General features: G+C 59.7%; 14 protein-coding genes and 2 pseudogenes. 9 read left to right on the top strand and 7 right to left on the bottom strand.

All coding sequences use genetic code 11. From position 1 onward, the window contains the following. Nucleotides 1-108: 108 nt before the first annotated feature. Nucleotides 109-282: an XRE family transcriptional regulator gene (locus AB5S17_RS22655; protein ID WP_369243457.1), complete on the bottom strand. Its 174-nt coding sequence runs from the start codon at nucleotides 280-282 to the stop codon at nucleotides 109-111. A 67-nt stretch (nucleotides 283-349) separates the two neighbouring features. Continuing rightward, a pseudogene (locus AB5S17_RS22650) lies at nucleotides 350-460 on the bottom strand (hypothetical protein); the annotation flags it as partial. Nucleotides 461-1,184: 724 nt separating this feature from the next. Between AB5S17_RS22650 and AB5S17_RS22645 the strand changes: the two are divergent. From AB5S17_RS22645 to AB5S17_RS22625, 5 genes are all read left to right on the top strand, one after another. Beyond that, nucleotides 1,185-2,084, top strand: coding sequence for a hypothetical protein (locus AB5S17_RS22645; protein WP_369243456.1), 900 nt, complete (start codon nucleotides 1,185-1,187; stop codon nucleotides 2,082-2,084). Nucleotides 2,085-2,150: 66 nt separating this feature from the next. Continuing rightward, nucleotides 2,151-5,276, top strand: coding sequence for a glycosyltransferase (locus tag AB5S17_RS22640; protein ID WP_369243455.1), 3,126 nt, complete (start codon nucleotides 2,151-2,153; stop codon nucleotides 5,274-5,276). Between the two features lie 29 nt (nucleotides 5,277-5,305). After that, nucleotides 5,306-6,160 carry a hypothetical protein gene (locus AB5S17_RS22635; RefSeq protein ID WP_369243454.1) on the top strand — a complete coding sequence of 285 codons (855 nt, stop codon included), beginning with the start codon at nucleotides 5,306-5,308 and terminating at the stop codon, nucleotides 6,158-6,160. A gap of 35 nt (nucleotides 6,161-6,195) precedes the next feature. Further along, nucleotides 6,196-6,804: a methyltransferase domain-containing protein gene (locus AB5S17_RS22630; RefSeq protein WP_369243453.1), complete on the top strand. Its 609-nt coding sequence runs from the start codon at nucleotides 6,196-6,198 to the stop codon at nucleotides 6,802-6,804. Continuing rightward, nucleotides 6,801-8,045 carry a glycosyltransferase family 4 protein gene (locus AB5S17_RS22625; protein ID WP_369243452.1) on the top strand — a complete coding sequence of 415 codons (1,245 nt, stop codon included), beginning with the start codon at nucleotides 6,801-6,803 and terminating at the stop codon, nucleotides 8,043-8,045. The genes AB5S17_RS22630 and AB5S17_RS22625 overlap by 4 nt, the downstream gene beginning before the upstream one ends. Before the next feature lie 275 nt (nucleotides 8,046-8,320). Here the strand turns inward: AB5S17_RS22625 and AB5S17_RS22620 are convergent, their stop codons facing one another. The 5 genes and pseudogenes from AB5S17_RS22620 to AB5S17_RS22600 form a co-directional block, all read right to left on the bottom strand. Beyond that, nucleotides 8,321-8,917, bottom strand: coding sequence for a YecA family protein (locus AB5S17_RS22620; protein WP_369243451.1), 597 nt, complete (start codon nucleotides 8,915-8,917; stop codon nucleotides 8,321-8,323). Beyond that, nucleotides 8,914-10,491 (bottom strand): IS66 family transposase, encoded by a 1,578-nt coding sequence (locus AB5S17_RS22615; RefSeq protein ID WP_369243458.1) that lies wholly within the window; start codon nucleotides 10,489-10,491, stop codon nucleotides 8,914-8,916. The genes AB5S17_RS22620 and AB5S17_RS22615 overlap by 4 nt, the downstream gene beginning before the upstream one ends. A gap of 48 nt (nucleotides 10,492-10,539) precedes the next feature. After that, the gene (gene tnpB / locus AB5S17_RS22610; protein ID WP_369243450.1) at nucleotides 10,540-10,893 is read right to left on the bottom strand and encodes an IS66 family insertion sequence element accessory protein TnpB; all 354 of its coding nucleotides are present in this window, start codon (nucleotides 10,891-10,893) and stop codon (nucleotides 10,540-10,542) included. After that, complete coding sequence (locus AB5S17_RS22605; protein WP_369243449.1) at nucleotides 10,890-11,117, bottom strand: hypothetical protein; 228 nt, start codon at nucleotides 11,115-11,117, stop codon at nucleotides 10,890-10,892. Before AB5S17_RS22605 ends, tnpB begins: the two co-directional genes overlap by 4 nt. Before the next feature lie 42 nt (nucleotides 11,118-11,159). After that, a pseudogene (locus tag AB5S17_RS22600) lies at nucleotides 11,160-11,225 on the bottom strand (IS66 family insertion sequence element accessory protein TnpB); the annotation flags it as partial. A 576-nt stretch (nucleotides 11,226-11,801) separates the two neighbouring features. On the opposite strand from AB5S17_RS22600, the gene AB5S17_RS22595 reads away from it, so the two are divergent. From AB5S17_RS22595 to AB5S17_RS22580, 4 genes are all read left to right on the top strand, one after another. Next, nucleotides 11,802-15,416, top strand: coding sequence for a glycoside hydrolase family 99-like domain-containing protein (locus AB5S17_RS22595; protein WP_369243448.1), 3,615 nt, complete (start codon nucleotides 11,802-11,804; stop codon nucleotides 15,414-15,416). Between the two features lie 21 nt (nucleotides 15,417-15,437). Then, entirely contained in the window at nucleotides 15,438-16,367 is a 930-nt protein-coding gene (locus AB5S17_RS22590) for a methyltransferase domain-containing protein (RefSeq protein ID WP_369243447.1), read from the top strand. A 259-nt stretch (nucleotides 16,368-16,626) separates the two neighbouring features. Further along, complete coding sequence (gene istA, locus AB5S17_RS22585) at nucleotides 16,627-18,126, top strand: IS21 family transposase (RefSeq protein ID WP_369243446.1); 1,500 nt, start codon at nucleotides 16,627-16,629, stop codon at nucleotides 18,124-18,126. Then, nucleotides 18,123-18,722 (top strand): ATP-binding protein (locus AB5S17_RS22580; RefSeq protein WP_369243445.1); only part of this gene is annotated, 600 nt, incomplete at its 3' end. The genes istA and AB5S17_RS22580, both read left to right, overlap by 4 nt.

Genomic DNA, 18,722 nt, shown 5'->3' with positions numbered 1-18,722 from the left:
TTCGGACCGCCCGTTCCCGGACCTCAGGCGAATATCTCTTCGATGTCGCTTTCGTCATGATGACCCCATTCTCTCAGGAATTGAGGTCTCCGGGAAAGTCGGCGCGGTTCATAGCAGCTTGGCCGCGGCAGTCTGAGTGAGCTTGCGGGCCTTGATCAGCCGGTGCAGCACCACAACCACCTGTGCCTTCAGGAGGTGCTCCTCGGCATCAGGCAGTCCCAGATCGGCAAAGATGTTGCCGCTGCCGATTTCGGCGGCGATCGGGGCGTTCTGGGTCGTCATGATGTCGGTCCTCCTTTGGTGAAGTGCTGGCGGTAATGCTCCTCGGCCTCGCGCAAGCGCTGTTTGATCAGCTCACTATCGCGCTTCGGGGTCGCAACTCCTGTTTTACCTTCTTCTGGAAGACATGCAGCACGTAAAGGGCGTCGGCAAAGTGTACCGTGTCAACAGTCCGGAAGGTGCCATCGTCAAAATCATGAAGATTTCTAGTATAGACTGCCCACGAAACCCTTCAAAGCTTCCGCATCAAGCGGTTAATCACCGTTTTGCGCGTGATGAAGCGCATAGCCGATGCCCTGGCAAACGCCCCGCCCCGAATGTCCGGCAGGACGGGTTTAGCAAAAGTGCCAACGCAAAGCTTTTGCATAACGCGACGCACAAGAAGATCCCCAGACTCGGAGTTCGCTCGAAGCGGTCATAGTTGTTCGGCGCAACAGAACGGCCCGACGAGCTTATTATACGTCGGCCAAACGATATTCTCAAGCTGCTTTCCTGAATCATAAATTATATGAAGCAAGAACCGCATTTTATACGCAGATATCCACCATAGTGCTCTCCCTTATACATAATACCACCATCTGAAAAAGTAATATTATACGAGATTTTATCATATAGACGATTATGCTAAAACCAGCCACGATATTCGAGGATTCCTCGTCTCTGGCTCGCCTCCGATTTAGCCGCGTTAACACTTTCCGTAGCGCTCTGTCGTGCGGAGGCACTTTACGACTCCCCGATCCAGCCATGCGACAGAGTCGGGTTGTAATCAAGCGTCTTCCGCCGATCTATTTGATGGCAGGAGAAACTCTTGCGCAAATCCGCTTTCTGTACATGGTTTTTCCTGTTGCAGCGCCCTTCGCTCAGTGGTAGACAAACGCACCTCAGCCTTTCAAAGGGGATTATGGATGGCAACCACAACCGTTAGCGGCGGCACGACGAATGCCGGTAGTGCCGTATCGAGCGATCCGAACGTCAGCAACCTCACCAAGACGTTGCTGAACAATGTTAATGGATCGGGCGGCGTCTTCACGACGAATTCGGTCGGAACGCCGTCGTCACCCGCCTTGGTTCAGGGTGCTGATAACTCGGTATTCGTCGTCGAAGGTACGAGTAACGTCGTTCAGGTCGGTAGTCAGAGAAGTACGTACGTCATCGCCGACCAAAAGGCGACGATCGCTGGCGGCACCGGATCGGGCACGATAGTTGGCGGCGCCGGCGGCGCTCTTCTTGGCACTTCTACTGTGCCGGGCGGCAGCTATCAACTCCTCGGCAGCACAGGCAACGACACCATCATTGCTGCGGCCGGAAATAACACCATCCAGGGCGGTGCTGGCACAAATGTCGAAGGTGTTTTCGGCGGCAGTAACATCGTTGGTGTTGGCCAAGTCAGCGGGGCCAACGACACTGCAGTCATCACTGGCGGCAATAATACGATCTTCGGCGGTCAGGTCAGCTCGCTGATCGGTGTAACCGGCGGTACCAATACAGTCGTTGGTGGCGCGGCCGCTGAGACGATTGTCGGTGGTGGCGGTAACAACGTCTTCGCAGGCGGCGGCGGCCAGGACCTCTTCCTGTTCACCAATCTTGGGGTTGGTGGCAACTACACGGTGACTGATTTCGGTGTTGGTGGAACCGCTGACACGGTGGCATTTGTTGGCCTCGGTGCCACAAGCGTTGACAAACTCCTCGCGAACGCAACCGAGAGCGGGGGTTCGGTGAAGATCACCTTCGCCAGTAGCAATGTGACGGTCACCTTCCAGAATACGACGATCGCATCGCTGCGCGGCAATATCCTGCTCAGCTAGGGTGATCTCACCCTCTCAGTTTGGTCATTCTTATCTTCTGGGCTCGCGCCATAGGCGTGAGCCCAGTTGGCTTATGTCATGCCGTTTGCTTTCTCCGATAAGGTCGCGGCTCTTGCCGATCTGATTTCGCTGCGCGATCCGGCCGCCGCACGTCTTGCTGTGGAGCTTTTGGCCGATAGCAACGAGCATCTGGAGGCCGTCGCCGGCCTCGTGCGTATTGATCTTCAGGCTCGGAACTACCCTTCCGCTCTTCTTCATGCCGGACGGCTGATTCGCATGAACCCGAAGCGGCTCGATTTCATAGCCCTGAACGCGGCGGTCGCGCTGTCGGCCGGACGCTATCGCGAGGTGGGATCGATCGCTGCGAACGCAACGGAAAATCTCGGCCTCGATGCGACGATCCTTGAGATCGCTCTTCGCGCCGCCTTGGCGCTGGGGGACGGAGACGATCTTCTTGCCTTTGCAAGAAGCCTGGCTGCACTGGGCGCAATGTCCACAACGGTGATAGACCTTCTGGACGCAGTCGTCCTTACTGTGCGCGGGGTGGAAGGTTGGGTCGCGTCCGCGGGTGAACACGGGCTGATCGGCGGCTTCCGGCGCGATGCCCTTCAGGCCGCAACCATTCGTTATAGGCGCGCCGGTACAGATTCAATCGTCGTGGATCTCGCCGATTTCGCGGTCGTAGATGAAGCCGGACCGCTGCTTCGTTTTCATGTTCCCCGCGAGCGGAGTGCACAGGGCGGCGTCGCGACGTTCCGCGGCCGGACGAGCGAATTCATCGGCAGTTCTCTTCGCCTTCCCGCGAGTCCCAAAGTTCTTGGTGCAGTCTGGGAGGAGCACGGGACCATCTCGGGCTGGGCCTGGGCACCTGGACTGCCCGATACGGCGCTGAAGGTCATTGTGCGCGACCGGCTCGGGCGAGAGATCACACTGATCGCCGACGCGCCGAGCCGGGTCGCACGGAAGCTCGGCTGTCCAACTTTGGATTGCGGCTTTACCCTCAATACCGCCAGCGCAGAACTTGCGCCGGGGCGGATCGTCGTCGAGGCGCTCGCGGTTCCGCTCGCCGGTTCGCCGGTGGAGGCGCCGGATCACGGTGCTCTCGTCGGCGCTATCGCGATGTGGAGGCGGGCTGCCCCGCGTCCCCCCGCTGCACCGGCGGACGAAGCACCCGTCCGGGACGCACTGGCCAGGGTGCCGATCAAGGTGGGCAGCCAAGCAAGTCGGCAGCGCCGGTCAGCCGACGCCGGTCGCCCGCGTGGCGTGATCGTTCCGGTCTATGACGGACGGACGGAAACGCTGGCTTGCCTCGCAAGTGTCCTTGCGACGGTGCCTGCGGGGACCCGCATCGTAGTCGTCGACGATGCCGCACCCGACCCGGATTTGTCGGACGATCTCCTTCGTCTTTCGCGCGAAGGGGCGATCACGCTCCTGCGCAATTCTGTGAATCTCGGCTATCCTGGTGCGGTCAATCGGGGACTTGCTGAGGCCGCGGGGCGTGACGTCGTCTTGTTGAACGCCGACACGCTCGTTGCCGGCGATTGGCTTGACCGAATGGCGCGGGCCTGCCACAGCGCCGAAGACATCGGAACCGTGACCGCCCTTGCCGCCTCCGGCAGCATTGCGAGCTACGGTGGAGGCGTCCGGGAACGAAGCCTTCAGGAGGTGGAGGCGATCGATTGGTCAGCACAGCGCGTCAATGCCGGGGAAACGGCCGAGGTTCCCACCGGCGTTGGCCATTGCCTCTATGTGCGGGCCGAGTGCCTTGCCGAGGTCGGGAGCTTCGACGCAGTGACCTTCGGGCGCGGTTATGGTGAGGAGAACGACTTCTGCCTGCGGGCCCGGGCGCTCGGCTGGCGTCATGTCGTAGCGGCCGACGTGTTCATCGGCCATTCTGGCGAACGGTCTTTCGGGGCGCAACGCCGGATCTTGGCCGATCGCAACGGCGCGATCATCGAACAGCTCTACCCAGGATACAACGAGGCAGTTGCCCGGCATGTCGCCGCCGATCCTCTGGCACCGGCCCGCCGCCGGATCGACCGCGAACGGTTGCGGCTCGACACCGCTGCGCCCGCGACGCTGATCATTACCATGGGATGGACCGGCGGCGTGGCTACCCATGTGACGGCCCGTGTCGAAGAACTGCGGGAGGGGGGGCAACGCCCCGTCACGCTGCAGGCGGTGCCGCCGGCGCCGAACGAGGAGCGCCGCCGCAGTCGCCTCGTTGTCGCGCACCAGCCTGATCTGGAAGACCTGGTTTTCGAGCGGGACGAGTTCGACGACCTTCTGGTGCTTCTGAAATCTCTTCGCATCGGCGAGATCGAGTTCCACCACACCCTCCATCACGACCCCCGCGTTCTAGAGCTGCCGGCGATGTTGGGAGTTCCCTACGCCATCGTCGTCCACGACTACTCCTGGATCTGCCCCCGCATGTCGCTAGTCGGCGGGGAGGGGCGCTACTGCGGGGAGCCGGACGCGGCTGAATGTGATCGCTGCGTCGCCTCATTCGGGGCTTCGACGGACGAGGCTATCCCGGTCGCTGACCTTCGCGCCCGTAGCCGGCGAATATTCGAGGGGGCGGCGCGGGTCACCGCCCCCAGCCGGGACGTCGCAGCGCGCCTGAAGCGCTATGTCGCGGGCCCGCCGATGGAGATAACGCCGTGGGACGCGGCTCGTCCGACCGCCCGACATATACCCGGCACCGGCTCGCTGACAGTTGCGGTGCCGGGCGCCATCGGTCTCCACAAGGGCTTCGCTGTTCTCAAGGCCTGCGCCGAAGACGCGGTCTTGCGCGACCTGCCGCTCAGATTCGTCGTCGTTGGCTACAGCGAGGACGACTATGCGCTGTTTTCCACCGGCCGCATCTTCGTCACCGGGCACTACGAGGTGGAGGAGTTCCCGACCCTTCTATCGCTTTCGGGGGCGGAGGTCGCGCTCCTGCCGTCCGTCTGCCCAGAGACTTGGTCCTATACGCTAAGCGAGGTCTGGCGAAGCGGGCTTGAGGTTCTCGCCTTCGATATCGGCGCAATCGCGGAGCGCATCGGTGAGCATGGCGGAGGCCGCCTACTTCCCATGAGCGCGACGCCCGCCGCTGTCAACGACGCCCTCCTGGCTTGGAAGCGTCCTTCCAATCCTCGAATAGTCGAGGCCAAAGACGCCTTTGGCAATGCCACCGTTAGTCTGTCCCTTTGACTTTCAATTCGATCCCGGAGAAACACCCCATGGCTGATAGTCCTCCCATTTTATCGCAGGAACAGGTACAATCCTCGACGCAGATATTCTCGCTGTCAGCCGGTCTATATACGGTCGTCGTTACAGAAAACCGCTTCCGCAACGCGCAGGACAAGATCCCGCTACCGGCGCTACACGTCGCCGAGACACCGTACTCGAAGAATGGCGCGGTGGAGTTCCTGGCCTCGTCCGGTTCCACCTGGCTGTCGCGAGTCGGCGAGGCACTGGCGATCAAGGTCTCGGGCGAGCAGGCTGTGGTCGCTTTCACCTCGCTCAAGCCCGAATCACACCCCGACGCGACGATCGGGATCAATCTGCAGCGTGTCGGCACGTCTGGCGCCGCGCCGGCACTGCTGGCACGTCCGACACATACCGGCCAGCCCGACGGATCGGCAGGCCAAAGAGTGCTTCGTTGCGAAGTGGTCGTGCATGTTCAGCGCTATGGCGACATCCGCGTCTCGGATGTAGGCTGGGCCGGGCTGCAGGGGCGGGGACATTGGATCGAGGGCGTGTCCATCACGCCTCTCGAGGACATCTCGCGCCACGATTTGGAATACAAGGGGCTGACGTCAAACGGCATCGAGACGCCCTGGGTGAAAGCGGGCGAATTCTGCGGCAGCCGCGGCAGGGAGCTTGCGCTCACCGGACTCGCAATCCAACTTACCGGTGAGGCGGCCCGCCACTACGACGTCAGCTACGAGGGTAGCTTCGTCGGGGGCGGCCGTATGGCGAAGGGCCAGAACGGGTCGCCGCTGCGCTCCGACCGCATTGGGGACCCCTTGGAAGCCCTGCGGGTCGTGGTCGTCGAGAAGCGGAAGGATCCGAAATCGGAGCGTATCTTCTGACCTCTCCGACATCTCGCGACAGAGGAACTCCACCGATGGCCGCAGCAGTCACGCATGCGCCAAAAGTCCTGAATGTCGGCAGCGGGCCTTTGGGATCCGACGCCCGCTTCAGCTCCCGATTCTCGGCCGATACGGGCTGGGAGGTTGTGCGGGCAGACCTTGATCCCGGGGTCGCGCCCGATATCATCGCCAGCATCACCGACCTGTCGGCATTTGCGGACGAAAGCTTCGAGACGGTCTGGTGTTCTCATATCCTCGAGCATCTTTACGCGCATGAAGCGAATGTGGCGGCTCGGGAACTGTTCCGGGTGCTGCGGCGCGGCGGCAAGCTTCACGCCTTCGTGCCGGACGTCGAGGCGGCGGCGCGGGTTGCCGGCGAGGGCCGCATGATGGAGCCTCTCTATATTTCGGCGGCCGGACCGATCACGCCCCACGACATCCTCTATGGCCATGGCGCGGCGATTGCCGCCGGGCGCACGGCAATGGCGCATCGATCTGGATTCACGCCTCAAAAGCTGGGGCAGGTACTGCTCTGTGCCGGGTTCGATCCGGTCTTGGTGCGCCGCACGCCGGAATTTGAGCTCGTTGCGGAAGCGACAAGGCCGGACGGCATCGGGGCAGATCCGACTGCGCCCGAAGCATGAACATCCTCTTCGTCCATCAGAACGGACCCGGGCAGTTTGCCCATCTGACCGCTCATCTGGCGGCCAGGCGCGACCGGGTGATCTTCCTGACCCAAAACATGGTCCTGCCGGTCGCCGGGGTCGAGGTTCGCATCTATGCGCGTCATCGCGACCCTTCGCACGAGACTCACCACTATCTGACGGACCTCGAATTAGGTGTTCTCAACGGACAGGCGGCTTATCAAGCCTGCCGAGGCCTGAAGGCGGAAGGGTTCATCCCAGACATCATCGTCGGCCATTGCGGCTGGGGGGAGACACTCTTTCTCAAGGATGTCTGGCCGCAGGTGCCGCTGCTCACATATCTTGAGTTCTTCTACCGTTACCGCGGGGCCGATGTAGGCTTCGACCGCGATGCGGTGCTGACCGAGGACGACGCGCCGCGCATTCGCGCCAAAAACGCCATTCCGCTCCTATCCTTTGAAACGGCAGACTGGGGCGTTACGCCGACCAGATGGCAGAAGTCGGGCTTTCCCGACTACATGCAGGCGCGCATGACGGTCGCTCACGAAGGGGTCGATACCGATCTCGCCGCGCCAGATCCGGAGGGGCACCTGATCGCCGGCGATGAATCCTATCATGCCGGCCAAGAGATCATCACCTATGTCGCGCGCAACCTTGAGCCCTATCGCGGCTTCCACGTCTTTATGCGGGCCCTGCCGGAGGTCCTGAAGCGTCGGCCGCAGGCGCGCGTGCTGATCGTCGGGGACGACGGCGTCAGCTATGGTACAAGGCATCCGTCGGGCCGGTCCTGGAAGAGCGTGCTTTTGGACGAGGTCGGCGCGGATCTCGACCTTCAGCGGATTCGGTTCCTCGGCCCGCTGCCCCACCGGCAGTATCTCGGCGTCCTGAAGGTGTCGGCCGCGCATGTCTATCTCAGTTTTCCTTTCGTCCTGTCCTGGTCTTGCCTAGAGGCATTGAGCAGCGCCTGCCTCGTCGTCGGCTCGAAGACGGCGCCGGTCGAGGAAGTCATTGCGGACGGCGGAAATGGGCTGCTCTGCGATTTCGATGACGTCCAAGGCTTGGCCGACCGGCTCGTCGACGTGCTCGCGCGGCCTCGGGCCTTCACGTCGATCCGGCGCCGGGCGCGTGAGACTTGCGTCAGCGACTATGATATCAGGCGCGTGACATTGCCGCGATATCTCAGCCTCCTTGATCTGGTCCGGCAGGGAAAGCGAGTACCTGAGGAAGGCCATCGCGAGTAGCGGAGGCAATTTTTCTTACAAAAACACAGATTCCTGACAGTCGCTTTGAATTACGCTAGGCTCAACCGGATAGACGTCTACAACTACGAGAAAGGGTACTATCAAGGAACCTGCGTATTCGGATGAAGTCGCCCGGCGATTCCGCGATCATGTCGCCCACCTTTTCGAGGCGCTGCGGACCTTGGTTTTGTTTGTCACCCGGCGGTGGCGTGGTCAATCGTAAGCGCGATGAGCGGGACACGGATTTCGCCCTGGACTTCGCAGAGGCGGTTCGCTCAGAAGCGTGCCTTGGCGCGCTTTGGCATGAAGTGAGACCGGATGGCGACGACCGCCTTGGCGATGGCGGCAACCTCGGTCTCGTCCAGAAGGACTTTTGCGTCCGCCATTTTCCTGATCGGCGCGATGATGTCGCCAGTGTCAGGATGCCCTTGTAGAACGGGACGCCATAGTCGAGGCGCGAAGCCGGTTCCCAGGAGGAAGCCTGTCGACCAGAAGAATGGATTGAAGCGTGTGTCCTGTCGCCGGACAAAGTGGGGACGCCACTTCGCCGGCGTCTCCGCCAGAGCCGTGGATATGCGGTTGTAGTTGGTCGCCAGTGTCTGAACTGCCCGAGCTTCCGGCGTCTCTGCCGCCGCCATCAAGGCCGTCTCCCCGACGAACAGAGGGATCCACCGCCGCGGATCGATGAAGCGAGGTCCGATGATCAGGGCCGTCAGATAGCCGTCGAGCCCGTCCATGCTCAGGACCGGCGGATGAGGCCGTCGCTCGGCCAGAAAGGATACGAAGGAAGCTTCGTCCAGCATCAGTCGTGGCACAGAGCGCGAGGCAGAAGGCTCTGCGACCCTCTTCCTGTGCTCCCGATCGCCGCTCATGCGGCCAACATCCCCGCTCCCAGAGCGTCCCGCTCGGCCTTCCAGGTCCAGGGCAGGAGACTGTCGAGCCGGTTGACGGGAACGGCGCCCGAGACGATCCGCTCCAGGACGTCGGCGAGCCAGATCTGCGGATCGAGGCCGTTCAGCTTGGCCGTGTTGATCAGCGAGGCCAGGATCGCAAAGGTCTCGCCGCCCCGGCGCGACCTGGCAAAGAGCGCATTCTTGCGCGTCAGGCAGACCGACTTGATCGATCGCTCGACCAGATTGCTGTCCACCTCAATCCGCCCGTCGTCGAGGAAGGCAACGAGGCCCTGCCAGTGCGCCAGGGTGTAGGCGGCAGCCTTGCCGAGCGCCGACTTGGCCGAGACCTCTTCCACCATCGCCGTCAGCCGCTCCTTCAGCGCCGCCATGAACGGAGCGCTCTCGGCCCGGCGCACCGAAAGCCGCGTCTCGGCGTCCATGCCGCGGATCCGAGACTCGATCCGGTAGACCTCGGCCAGCGTCGCAATCACGCCCAGAGCCTCGGCCGAGTTTGTCGTCTTGACCACCTCCACGAACTTACGGCGGGCGTGGGCGAGACAGAAGGCCAGCCGCAGCGGCGCGGCATTACTCTTGCGCCGCCGCTTGGCGAGCGTCTTGTAGGCTGCATAGCCGTCAACCTGGAGAACGCCGCCGAAGGCGGAGAGCTGGCTTTCGATCTCTGCCGTTCCCCGACTTTCGGCAAAGACATAGCCGACCGCCGGCGGGGCCGGTCCCTGCCAGGGCCGGTCGTCGACCGCCTGCGCCCAGAGCTGGCAGATCTTCGTCCGCTTGCGCCCGGGATCGAGCCGTGGCAGCGGCGTCTCGTCGCAGAACAGGCGAGGCTGCGAGCGGATGAACGACAGCAATCGATCATAGAGCGGGCGCAGCCACCAGGCTGCCCGCGCCACCCAGCCGCCGAGCGTTCCCCGGTTTATGTCGAGGCCATATCCGGAGAAGATCTGCGCCTGCCGGTAAAGCGGCAGATGCCAGGCGAACTTTGAGACGACCACATGCGCCACCAGCGCCGTCGTCGCCATGCCGCCATCCATCACCCGCAAGCGCGCCGGCGCCTGAACGACACCGGCAACGCAGGTCCGGCAGGCGTATTTTGGCCGGATCGTCCGGATCACCCGCAGAAGTGCCGGAACGAGATCGAGCGCCTCGCTGACGTCTTCACCGATGCGGTGGAGAGTTCCGCTGCAGCAGGGGCAGATCGTGCTCTTCGGTTCGATCACCTCTTCATAGCGGGGAAGATGCCTGAGCAGGGCCCCCATGTTGCGCGACGGCGAACGGCGCTTGCGCCGCGAACGCTCCTCACCAGCCCCTGACGCGCCATCGTCATTGGCGGCCAGCGGAAGCGTGCTCAGGTCGCCGAGATCGAGCGCGATCTGCATCGAATCGAGCGCCGCCATCTTCTCCGACTTCGCGCCGAAGATCATCTGACGAAGGATATCGGCATAGACGCGAAGCTCGGCATTCTCGGCCTTGAGCGCGAGAACCATCTGCGTCAATTCGGCAGGATCCGTGGGCAGAGAATCAGCACGAGGCGCCATGGCCCAATCTACCATGACGGCCTGAATCCTCAAGCAAATCCAGGTGGTTCAGGCCGCTCGGGCCGGCCTTTTGAAGGGCTTTCGTGCCACCTTCGTCCAGTCGAGGCCGGCCACGAGGAGCGCGAACTCCTCCGGCGTCAGATGCAGCGCTCCATCGCGCACCGGCGGCCAGACGAACCGGCCTTCCTCAAGCCATTTCGTTGCCAGGACCATGCCGCTTCCACCCCAGAATACCAGGCGCAGCCTGTCGCCGCGCTTGAGACGGAAGACGAACACATCGCCGCAATAGGGATCGGCCGCGAGCGCCGAGGCGACCAGCGCCACCAGACCGTTCATGCCGCGGCGAAAGTCGATCGGCTGCGTCGCCACGACGATCTTCGGATGGCCCGTCAGCGCGATCACCGCTTCGCTCGCAGGGCTCCGACGATCGCCACCGCCAAGCCTGGATCGACGGGCCCCATCACCACCATGCGTCCCGCGCCGATCGTCACCTCGATCCGCCCCGGCGGGTCGGCCGCCAGAGCCGGCACCTCATGGCTGGCGCTCGCTGTCCTCCCCATCTCGCCGTCGCGACCGCATCGATCGGAGGCGGCGGCGGCGACCGTGATCGGCACGAACAGCGGCAAACCAGCTCTGGCCGCGGTGGCAAATCCCGTAAGACCTGCCTGCCGGCGCCAGGTCGACAGAAGCCCGCGGTTGACGCCCCACCGCCGCGCCACATCCGAGATATTGGCACCAGGCTCGGCACTTTACGACAGGATCTGCGCCTTCTCCGCCGTCCAATCCCGCCGCTTCCGCCGACCCGTGATCAGCTCGATCCGTGTGATTGCGAAGATTCGCGCGTCGCCGGCGAAGGCCTCGCTCATGACGCGTCGGATCGCGCCGTGAACATTCCCAATTTCTACAGTATCCGCCGCCCTCAGTGGAGCCGCTCTTTCAAAGGCTCGACAAGAGCCGGTATCGACGGTATCTCCTCGCAGTAGCAAAAAAAAAATCGGTCGGATAGCGGGCGAATCGGGGCACGTGGCGGCAGAAGCCATACCGAGAAAAGAGTGGCCATCTTCAAATGCAGACCACTTGAGGAAACGTCTAGTCTCGCTTAATCTCTGCATCAAACGCCGACATAAGCCCGACTGCAATAGTCTGGCGCCCGTTCGGCGATATAGTTTGTATTCAATCAGATGGTGACCACGCAAATGGATAAATCGCCGAACAATACTCAGAATAATAGTATATTCGGGAATTATGACGGATTAGATATAAAATCCGTGAACAGGGAGGAACACGCGATCCTCTTGGATTCACGATATATGGACCAGGAATGGTATATTTCTCAATATAGGGACGTATACAACTCCGGCATAGATGCTATTACCCACTACATTTTGTACGGGGCTTCCGAAGGTCGTGATCCAGGTCCCAGGTTTCGGACTGCATCATATAGAATAGCCCATCCCAGCTTGGCTCCAAACATCAACCCCCTTGTGGATTATGAGCGTCGTTTGTCTCTCCACAGCCATCGAGCTGACTCGAGCCTCGACCAAGAGGACGCCTACATAATACCAGAATGGTTTGATTCAGAATGGTATATCGAGGAATATCACGACGTACGTAATACTAACGAGCACCCGTACGATCACTATCGTCGAATCGGGAAAAGTACCTTCCGAGCCCCTCGTTTTGACGAGAAGTGGTATCTCAGCGAGTACAGCGATGTGGCGGAAGCGGGCATTGATCCGCGCGAACATTATCGCCTATATGGTAGAGACGAGTGCAGACAACCAGCGTTCTCCGCTGAATGGTACAAGTCTCGCTACAGTGACGTCCGGAATTCTAAAATTGATCCTTTGGTCCACTATCGGATGCATGGCCGACGGGAGGGCCGATATCCAAATTTTAGCTATCAATTTTATTTTCGGGAATATCGAGACGTTGTTGACGCTGGATTCGATCTTCCTAAACATTATTTAGATCAGGGATGGGGAGAAAATCGGTTTCCCGCGTTCCATCATAATTGGTACATCCATGAATACTCAGATGTTCGCGACTCTGGCTTTTCCCCTTATGAGCATTACGTTCGCATCGGTCGTCAACAAGGCCGGACGCCCGGGCCTGGTAAGAATTCGCGTATCTACCTCACCCCACTAGCGAATTTTAGTCAGGCGTATTCGTCTGATTATTCTCACAAAATAGGCGCGGCACGCCAGCCCTCTTATGATGGTGTGAAGCCTATCGCTTTTTATTTGCCGCAATTCCATCGCTCGCCGGAGAACGATAGCTGGTGGGGCGTCGGCTTTACAGAATGGACTAATACAAAAAAAGCCAAGCCCCGCTATCACGGTCACTATCAGCCTCGTGTTCCTCACAATGATATCGGGTATTATGATCTCGCGGACGCTAAGGAAATCGAGCGGCAGTCGGAACTAGCAAAAGAATACGGTATATACGGATTTTGCTTTTACCATTATTGGTTTTCTGGCAAAAGGCTCTTAGAAAGGCCATTGGACGCGCTAATTGCGAATCCGGATATCGATACACGCTTCTGCCTTTGCTGGGCTAACGAAAACTGGACGCGGACTTGGGATGGCCAAGAGGCAGATATTCTCATGTCCCAAGATTACAAACTTGGCGACGATCTAAAATTTATTAAGGACGCAGAGCCGTATCTACTTGACAGACGGTATATTCGTATTGATGGGGCGCCTGTACTCTTAGTTTATAAGCCCCATATTATCCCGAACTACAAACGCTGGGTTGAGGTTTGGAAATCATACTGGCGAGCTGAGCACGGGGAGCGACTAGAGGTTTGGGCTGTCCGCACGGATCCGACCGATCATGCGATGAGGCGGATGGCTGGCATTTTCGACGCTGGTGTAGAGTTCCCGCCCCATGTCGTCCCGAACTCTGCCCACGGCGTTCCGTACCTCTTGGACCGAGGCTTGCTCGGAATTAACGATGAATGCCATCTGTTCGACTATCAGGGCCTCGTCAAAGATGTAGTTTCCGGAGGCGACCGATCGGAGCTTCCCGTTATGCCATATTACCGCGGCATTACACTAGGTTGGGACAACTCCGCGAGACGGTCGGAAGGGTGGTCCGCTTGGTATGGCTTTTCGCTTCAAGCATATGAAGAGTGGCTTACATTTCTTAAGGCAGATGCATGCAAGCGTTTGCCCAAGGAGCGACGCTTTCTGTTTATTAACGCCTGGAATGAGTGGGGAGAAGGGACCTACTTAGAGCCGGATCAGATGTTTGGTTACGCTGCGTTGGAAGCGACGCGTCGTGTTCTGCTGAACCGTGATAAGTATATTCCAACTGTTATTAACAAGGTGGAGCCGCGTTCCGATAAAGCAGTGCCAAGGTGTGTTGTCCATTGGCATGTGTTTTTTGACGACTTGATTGACGAGATCGTATGCAATATAGAGCTCGTGTCATCGCCGTATGACTTGATTATAACAACAGATACCGAAGAGAAGGCCCATTTAATAAAGACTCGACTTGGTTCCGTTAGCTTCCGTGGAAAGCTCACGGTAATCGTATGTCCAAATGTCGGACGAGATGCAGCCCCAATGCTGGTAGCGGCGGCCAAAGAGATACTTAAATATGATTTGGTTGCACACTTTCACACTAAGAAATCGACGACAGTGGACTGGGGAGATGGATGGCGAAAATATCTCATCAAGAATCTGTTTTCCGATGACCTGACGCTAGAAGGTATCATTCGAAAGTTTAGAGACGAGCCAAAGCTTGGCGTCGTATTTCCTCCGCCCTATCCTCTCATATCATCCGTCGTCGATTGGGGTGGGATGAAGGATGTCGTGCAAAGCATAATTAATGGCTGTGGCTATGAGGCGCACCTGCCGAGCATTCCGAGTTTCCCGGTCGGGAATATGTTTTGGGCGAGAGTCGACGCAATCCGGCCGCTTCTCGAGCGTGTGTGGACATGGGATGATTTCGACGCAGAGGAAGGGCAGGTCGAGTTTACGGTAGCGCACGCTGTAGAACGGTGTTGGGCATATGTGGCTGCGGCTAGAGGATATGGTTGCGCCCAAATTCAGAGTGCACCTGGGAGGTCGAAGATAAAGGACAGTCCGGCGGCCGCTGACAAACGGAAGGTCAATAGGTTAACCATATTTGTTCACTTCTCCGCAAATGGCGAGCTATCTCACGAAGACGTATACAATATACGGGCTCTTTCAACAATATCTTCACGCCTCGTGATTGTATCTAACAGCGCGTTATCGGAAACCGACCGGAGAAAGCTTTCTTGGTATAGCGAAGAAGTAGTCATTCGCGAGAATAAGGGTATGGATTTCGCCGCATGGCGCGAGGGTTTACGTTGTGTTGGTTGGGATGAAGTAGGCAAAGTGGATGAACTCGTCCTCGCTAATAATAGTTGCTATGGCCCGTTGTACGACTACGACCACGTGTTCGATGTGATGACAGCGAAGCGTACCGATTTCTGGGGTATCACCGGATTTCCAGAGCTGCGCGGTTCTCGGCGGCCGGAGGCGATGCATTTGCCGGGCGGCGTAATACCAAAGCATTTGCAGTCGTATTTCATGGTGTTTGGAGCTAGAGTTGTTAATAGTTTGGCGTTCCGAATTTTCTGGGAGTCGGTCCAGGATTTGTCCGAGTTCACTGAAGTTGTAGCAGCCTATGAGACCCAATTGACGGAACGATTAGCCGTCGCGGGATTTAATTATGGATGCGTAATCGATGAGGCCTCGTATCTTCAAAGGGCTCGGTGCGAGGAGATTCATTTCAATGCCACATACCAGCTTCCATACGAACTCGCTCTGCTTGGCGCTCCTTTATTGAAAAAGCGCGCTTGGGAGCACGCGTCGGAGAACATGCAGAGGGCACAAAAGCTCGTCGCGGAGTGGGGATCGTACCCTGCCGACTTAATGGTGAGAAGTGGCTAAACAACCGTTGGGAGCGCACTCGTGAACTATGCACACACTCCGTGGTCAAATCTTTTCAATTTGTTGCCTGCGCATGTAACGCGCGGTCAGCAGACGCCGGAATTCGATCATCAGTTCTACCGGTTGGTGCACGAAGACATGCGCGACTGGAGCGCTGGTGAACTAGAAGACCACTTTAAGCACCATGGTATCCGAGAAGGCCGGATTGGATCGGCTTGTGCGCATAGATTAGGCTTTATCGCATCGTTTCCCGAGCAAGGAAGCTTCCTGGAGATCGGTCCGTTTACAAAGCCCGCATTATCGGGGAGGAATGTCAAATATTTTGATGTCCTCGATAAGCAAAAGCTCCTTGAAAGAGCGGAAGCCGTGGGATACCCGACGACGTCTTGTCCTGATATAGATTTTGTTTCTGCAACAGGTGACATGGGTATCATCGATGAGCAATTTGATTACGTATTCAGTAGTCATTGCATTGAGCATCAGCCGGATCTTATAACGCATCTTAAGGAGGTTGGCAGAATATTGAAGGACAACGGGAAATATTTCCTTATTGTACCAGACAAGCGATATTGCTTTGATTTCCCGCTTCCCGCTTCTTCATTGGATAAAGTTATCAGGGCTTTCGATGAGAAGCGTAAGGTCCATACGTTGCAGAGTATTATTGAGCATTACGCGATGACTACGCATTCGGATGCGCTAAGACATTGGCAGGGCGATCATGAAGACGCTAATTTAGCGTCGCGTTTCGATCGTGTTGGCGCAGCAATAGAGGCATTAAATTTGTCCCAAAGCGGATATGTGGACGTTCATTCGTGGCAGTTTACGCCAGAGAGCTTTCGGCGTCTTATTTCGGAATTGGAGGCCTGTGAGTATATCGGCCTCAGTGTCTCGCGGGTGTACGAGACGGTCTGGGGTCAATATGAGTTTTGCGCTGTGTTAGCCAAAAATTAGTCGTGTTGTTCCGACGGCGCTTGATCTGACTCTCCGGGGATTCCTCGTCGGGCGCTGGTGTGATTCCCTTCGCTGAGCGGAGGAGGAAGAGCATGGCGTTGAGGATCAGCGAAGCTCTGTCGGCTGCGGAATTGTGGGCGCTTGCACGCCGGGAGAAGAATGGTGGCGTGGCGAGCCGGCTTTTNGTTGGGGCTGCCGCGCCGGTGTAAAACCTGGCCAGTGGTTAGGCTGTTTTCCTTTATCGGGAGAGCGGCCGGGAATGTTCGCCGTGGAAGTCTACGCCGCCGTGCGCCGGTTCGTTCATCTTGAGGGCAACAGCCAACGCGAGGCGGCGAGGGTCTTCGGCCTGAGCCGCGAGACGGTCTCGAAGATGTGCCGGTTCTCGATCCCGCCGGGGTATACGCGGACGAAGCCGGTGGGAAAGCCGAAGCTCGGCGTGCTCCTTCCGGTGATCGACACGATCCTGGAGGCCGACCGCACGGCGCCGGTCAAGCAGCGCCACACGGCCAAGCGGATCTTCGAGCGGCTTCGCGACGAGCATGGTTATGGCGGCGGGCTGACGGTGGTGAAGGACTATGTCCGGATCGCCCGTGGTCGCCAGCGCGAGACTTTCGTGCCGCTGGCGCACCCGCCCGGCCACGCCCAGGCCGACTTCGGCGAGGCGATCGGTGTGATCGGCGGCGTCAGGCAGAAGATCCACTTCTTCTGCATGGACCTGCCGCACTCGGACGCGCCCTTCGTGAAGGCCTATCCCGCCGAGACGACCGAAGTCTTCCTGGACGGGCACGTGTCGGCCTTCGGCTTCTTCGGCAAGGTGCCGCTGTCGATCCTGTACGACAACACCACGCTGGCGGTTGCGAAGATCTGCGGCGACGGTCGCCGCGAGCGCACCCGGGCCTTCACGGAACTTCAGAGCCACTACCTCTTCGCCGATCGCTTCGGCCGTCCTGGAAAGGGGAACGACAAGGGGAAAGTCGAGGGGCTGGTGAAGTATGCCCGGGCGAACTTCATGACGCCGATCCCGCAGGCGGCAAGCTTCGACGATCTGAACGCCATGCTGGCCGAGCGATGTCGCCAACGGCAAGGCGAACGGGCCGGACGCCACGGCGAGACGATTGGCGAGCGGCTCGTCGCCGATCTGGCGGTCTTCAAGGACCTGCCGGCGACACCGCTCGAGCCGTGCGAGAAGCGGATCGGACGGGTCTCGTCGACCTCGCTGGTCCGATACCGGTGCAACGACTACTCGGTACCCACGACCTTCGGCTTCCGGGATGTCCTTGTGAAGGGCTTCGTCGACGAGGTGGTGATCCTGTGCGCCGGCGAGGAGATCGCCCGTCACCGCCGCTGCTACGGCACCGGCACCTTCGTGTTCGACCCGCTGCACTATCTGGCGCTGATCGAGACCAAGCCGAACGCGCTCGACCAGGCGGCGCCGCTGCAGAACTGGGATCTCCCGGAGGCCTTCCAGCATCTTCGCCATCTCCTGGAGGCGCGCATGGGCAATCGAGGTCGGCGTGAGTTCATCCAGGTGCTGCGGCTGATGGAGACGATCCCGATGCCGATCGTCACCGATGCGGTGACGGAAGCGATCCGGCTCGGGGCCGTCGGGTTCGACGCCATCAAGCTGATCGCGCTTGCGCGGATCGAGCACCGCCCGGCGCGTCTCGACTTGGCAGCCTACCCGCATCTGCCGAAGATGGACGTCCGGACGACAGCGGCGGCCGACTATGCCGTCCTCATTCCCGAGCGGGCGGCATGACCGACAAGTCGACGCCCGACACCATGCCGAGGGGGACGACGAGCGGCACGCCGCAGGTCCTGCTCGCCCACCACCTCAAGCAGTTGAAGCTGCCGACGGTGCTGCGAGAATACGACAAGGTCGCCCGCGAGTGTGCCCGCGACGGCGTCGACCATCCCCGTTATCTGCTGCGCCTGATCGAGCTGGAACTGATCGACCGGGAGCGGCGCATGGTGGAGCGCCGGATCAAGGCGGCACGGTTCCCGGCCGTCAAAAGCTTCGATACCTTCGACTTCACCGCCATCCCGACGCTCAACAAGATGCTGGTGCTGGAGCTGGCGCGGTGCGAGTTCATCCTCCGCCGGGAGAACGTGATCGCGCTGGGCAATTCCGGCACGGGCAAGACGCACGTCGCCCTGGCCCTCGGCCTCGCCGCCTGCCAGAAGGGCTTCACCGTTGTCTTCACGACCGCCGCGGCGCTCGTCCATCAACTCATGGAAGCCCGCGACGAACGTCGTCTCCTGAAGTCGCAGCGCGACCTGCAATCCGTCAAACTGCTGATCGTCGATGAACTCGGCTACGTGCCGCTGTCGCCGACCGGCGCCGAACTCCTGTTC

Origin of the sequence: Jiella sp. M17.18 (assembly GCF_041027365.1) — a bacterium.
Lineage (GTDB): Bacteria > Pseudomonadota > Alphaproteobacteria > Rhizobiales > Rhizobiaceae > VKMB-3413.
The sequence above is the reverse complement of the archived record's forward strand: the minus strand, read 5'-3'. Positions and strand labels throughout refer to the sequence as shown.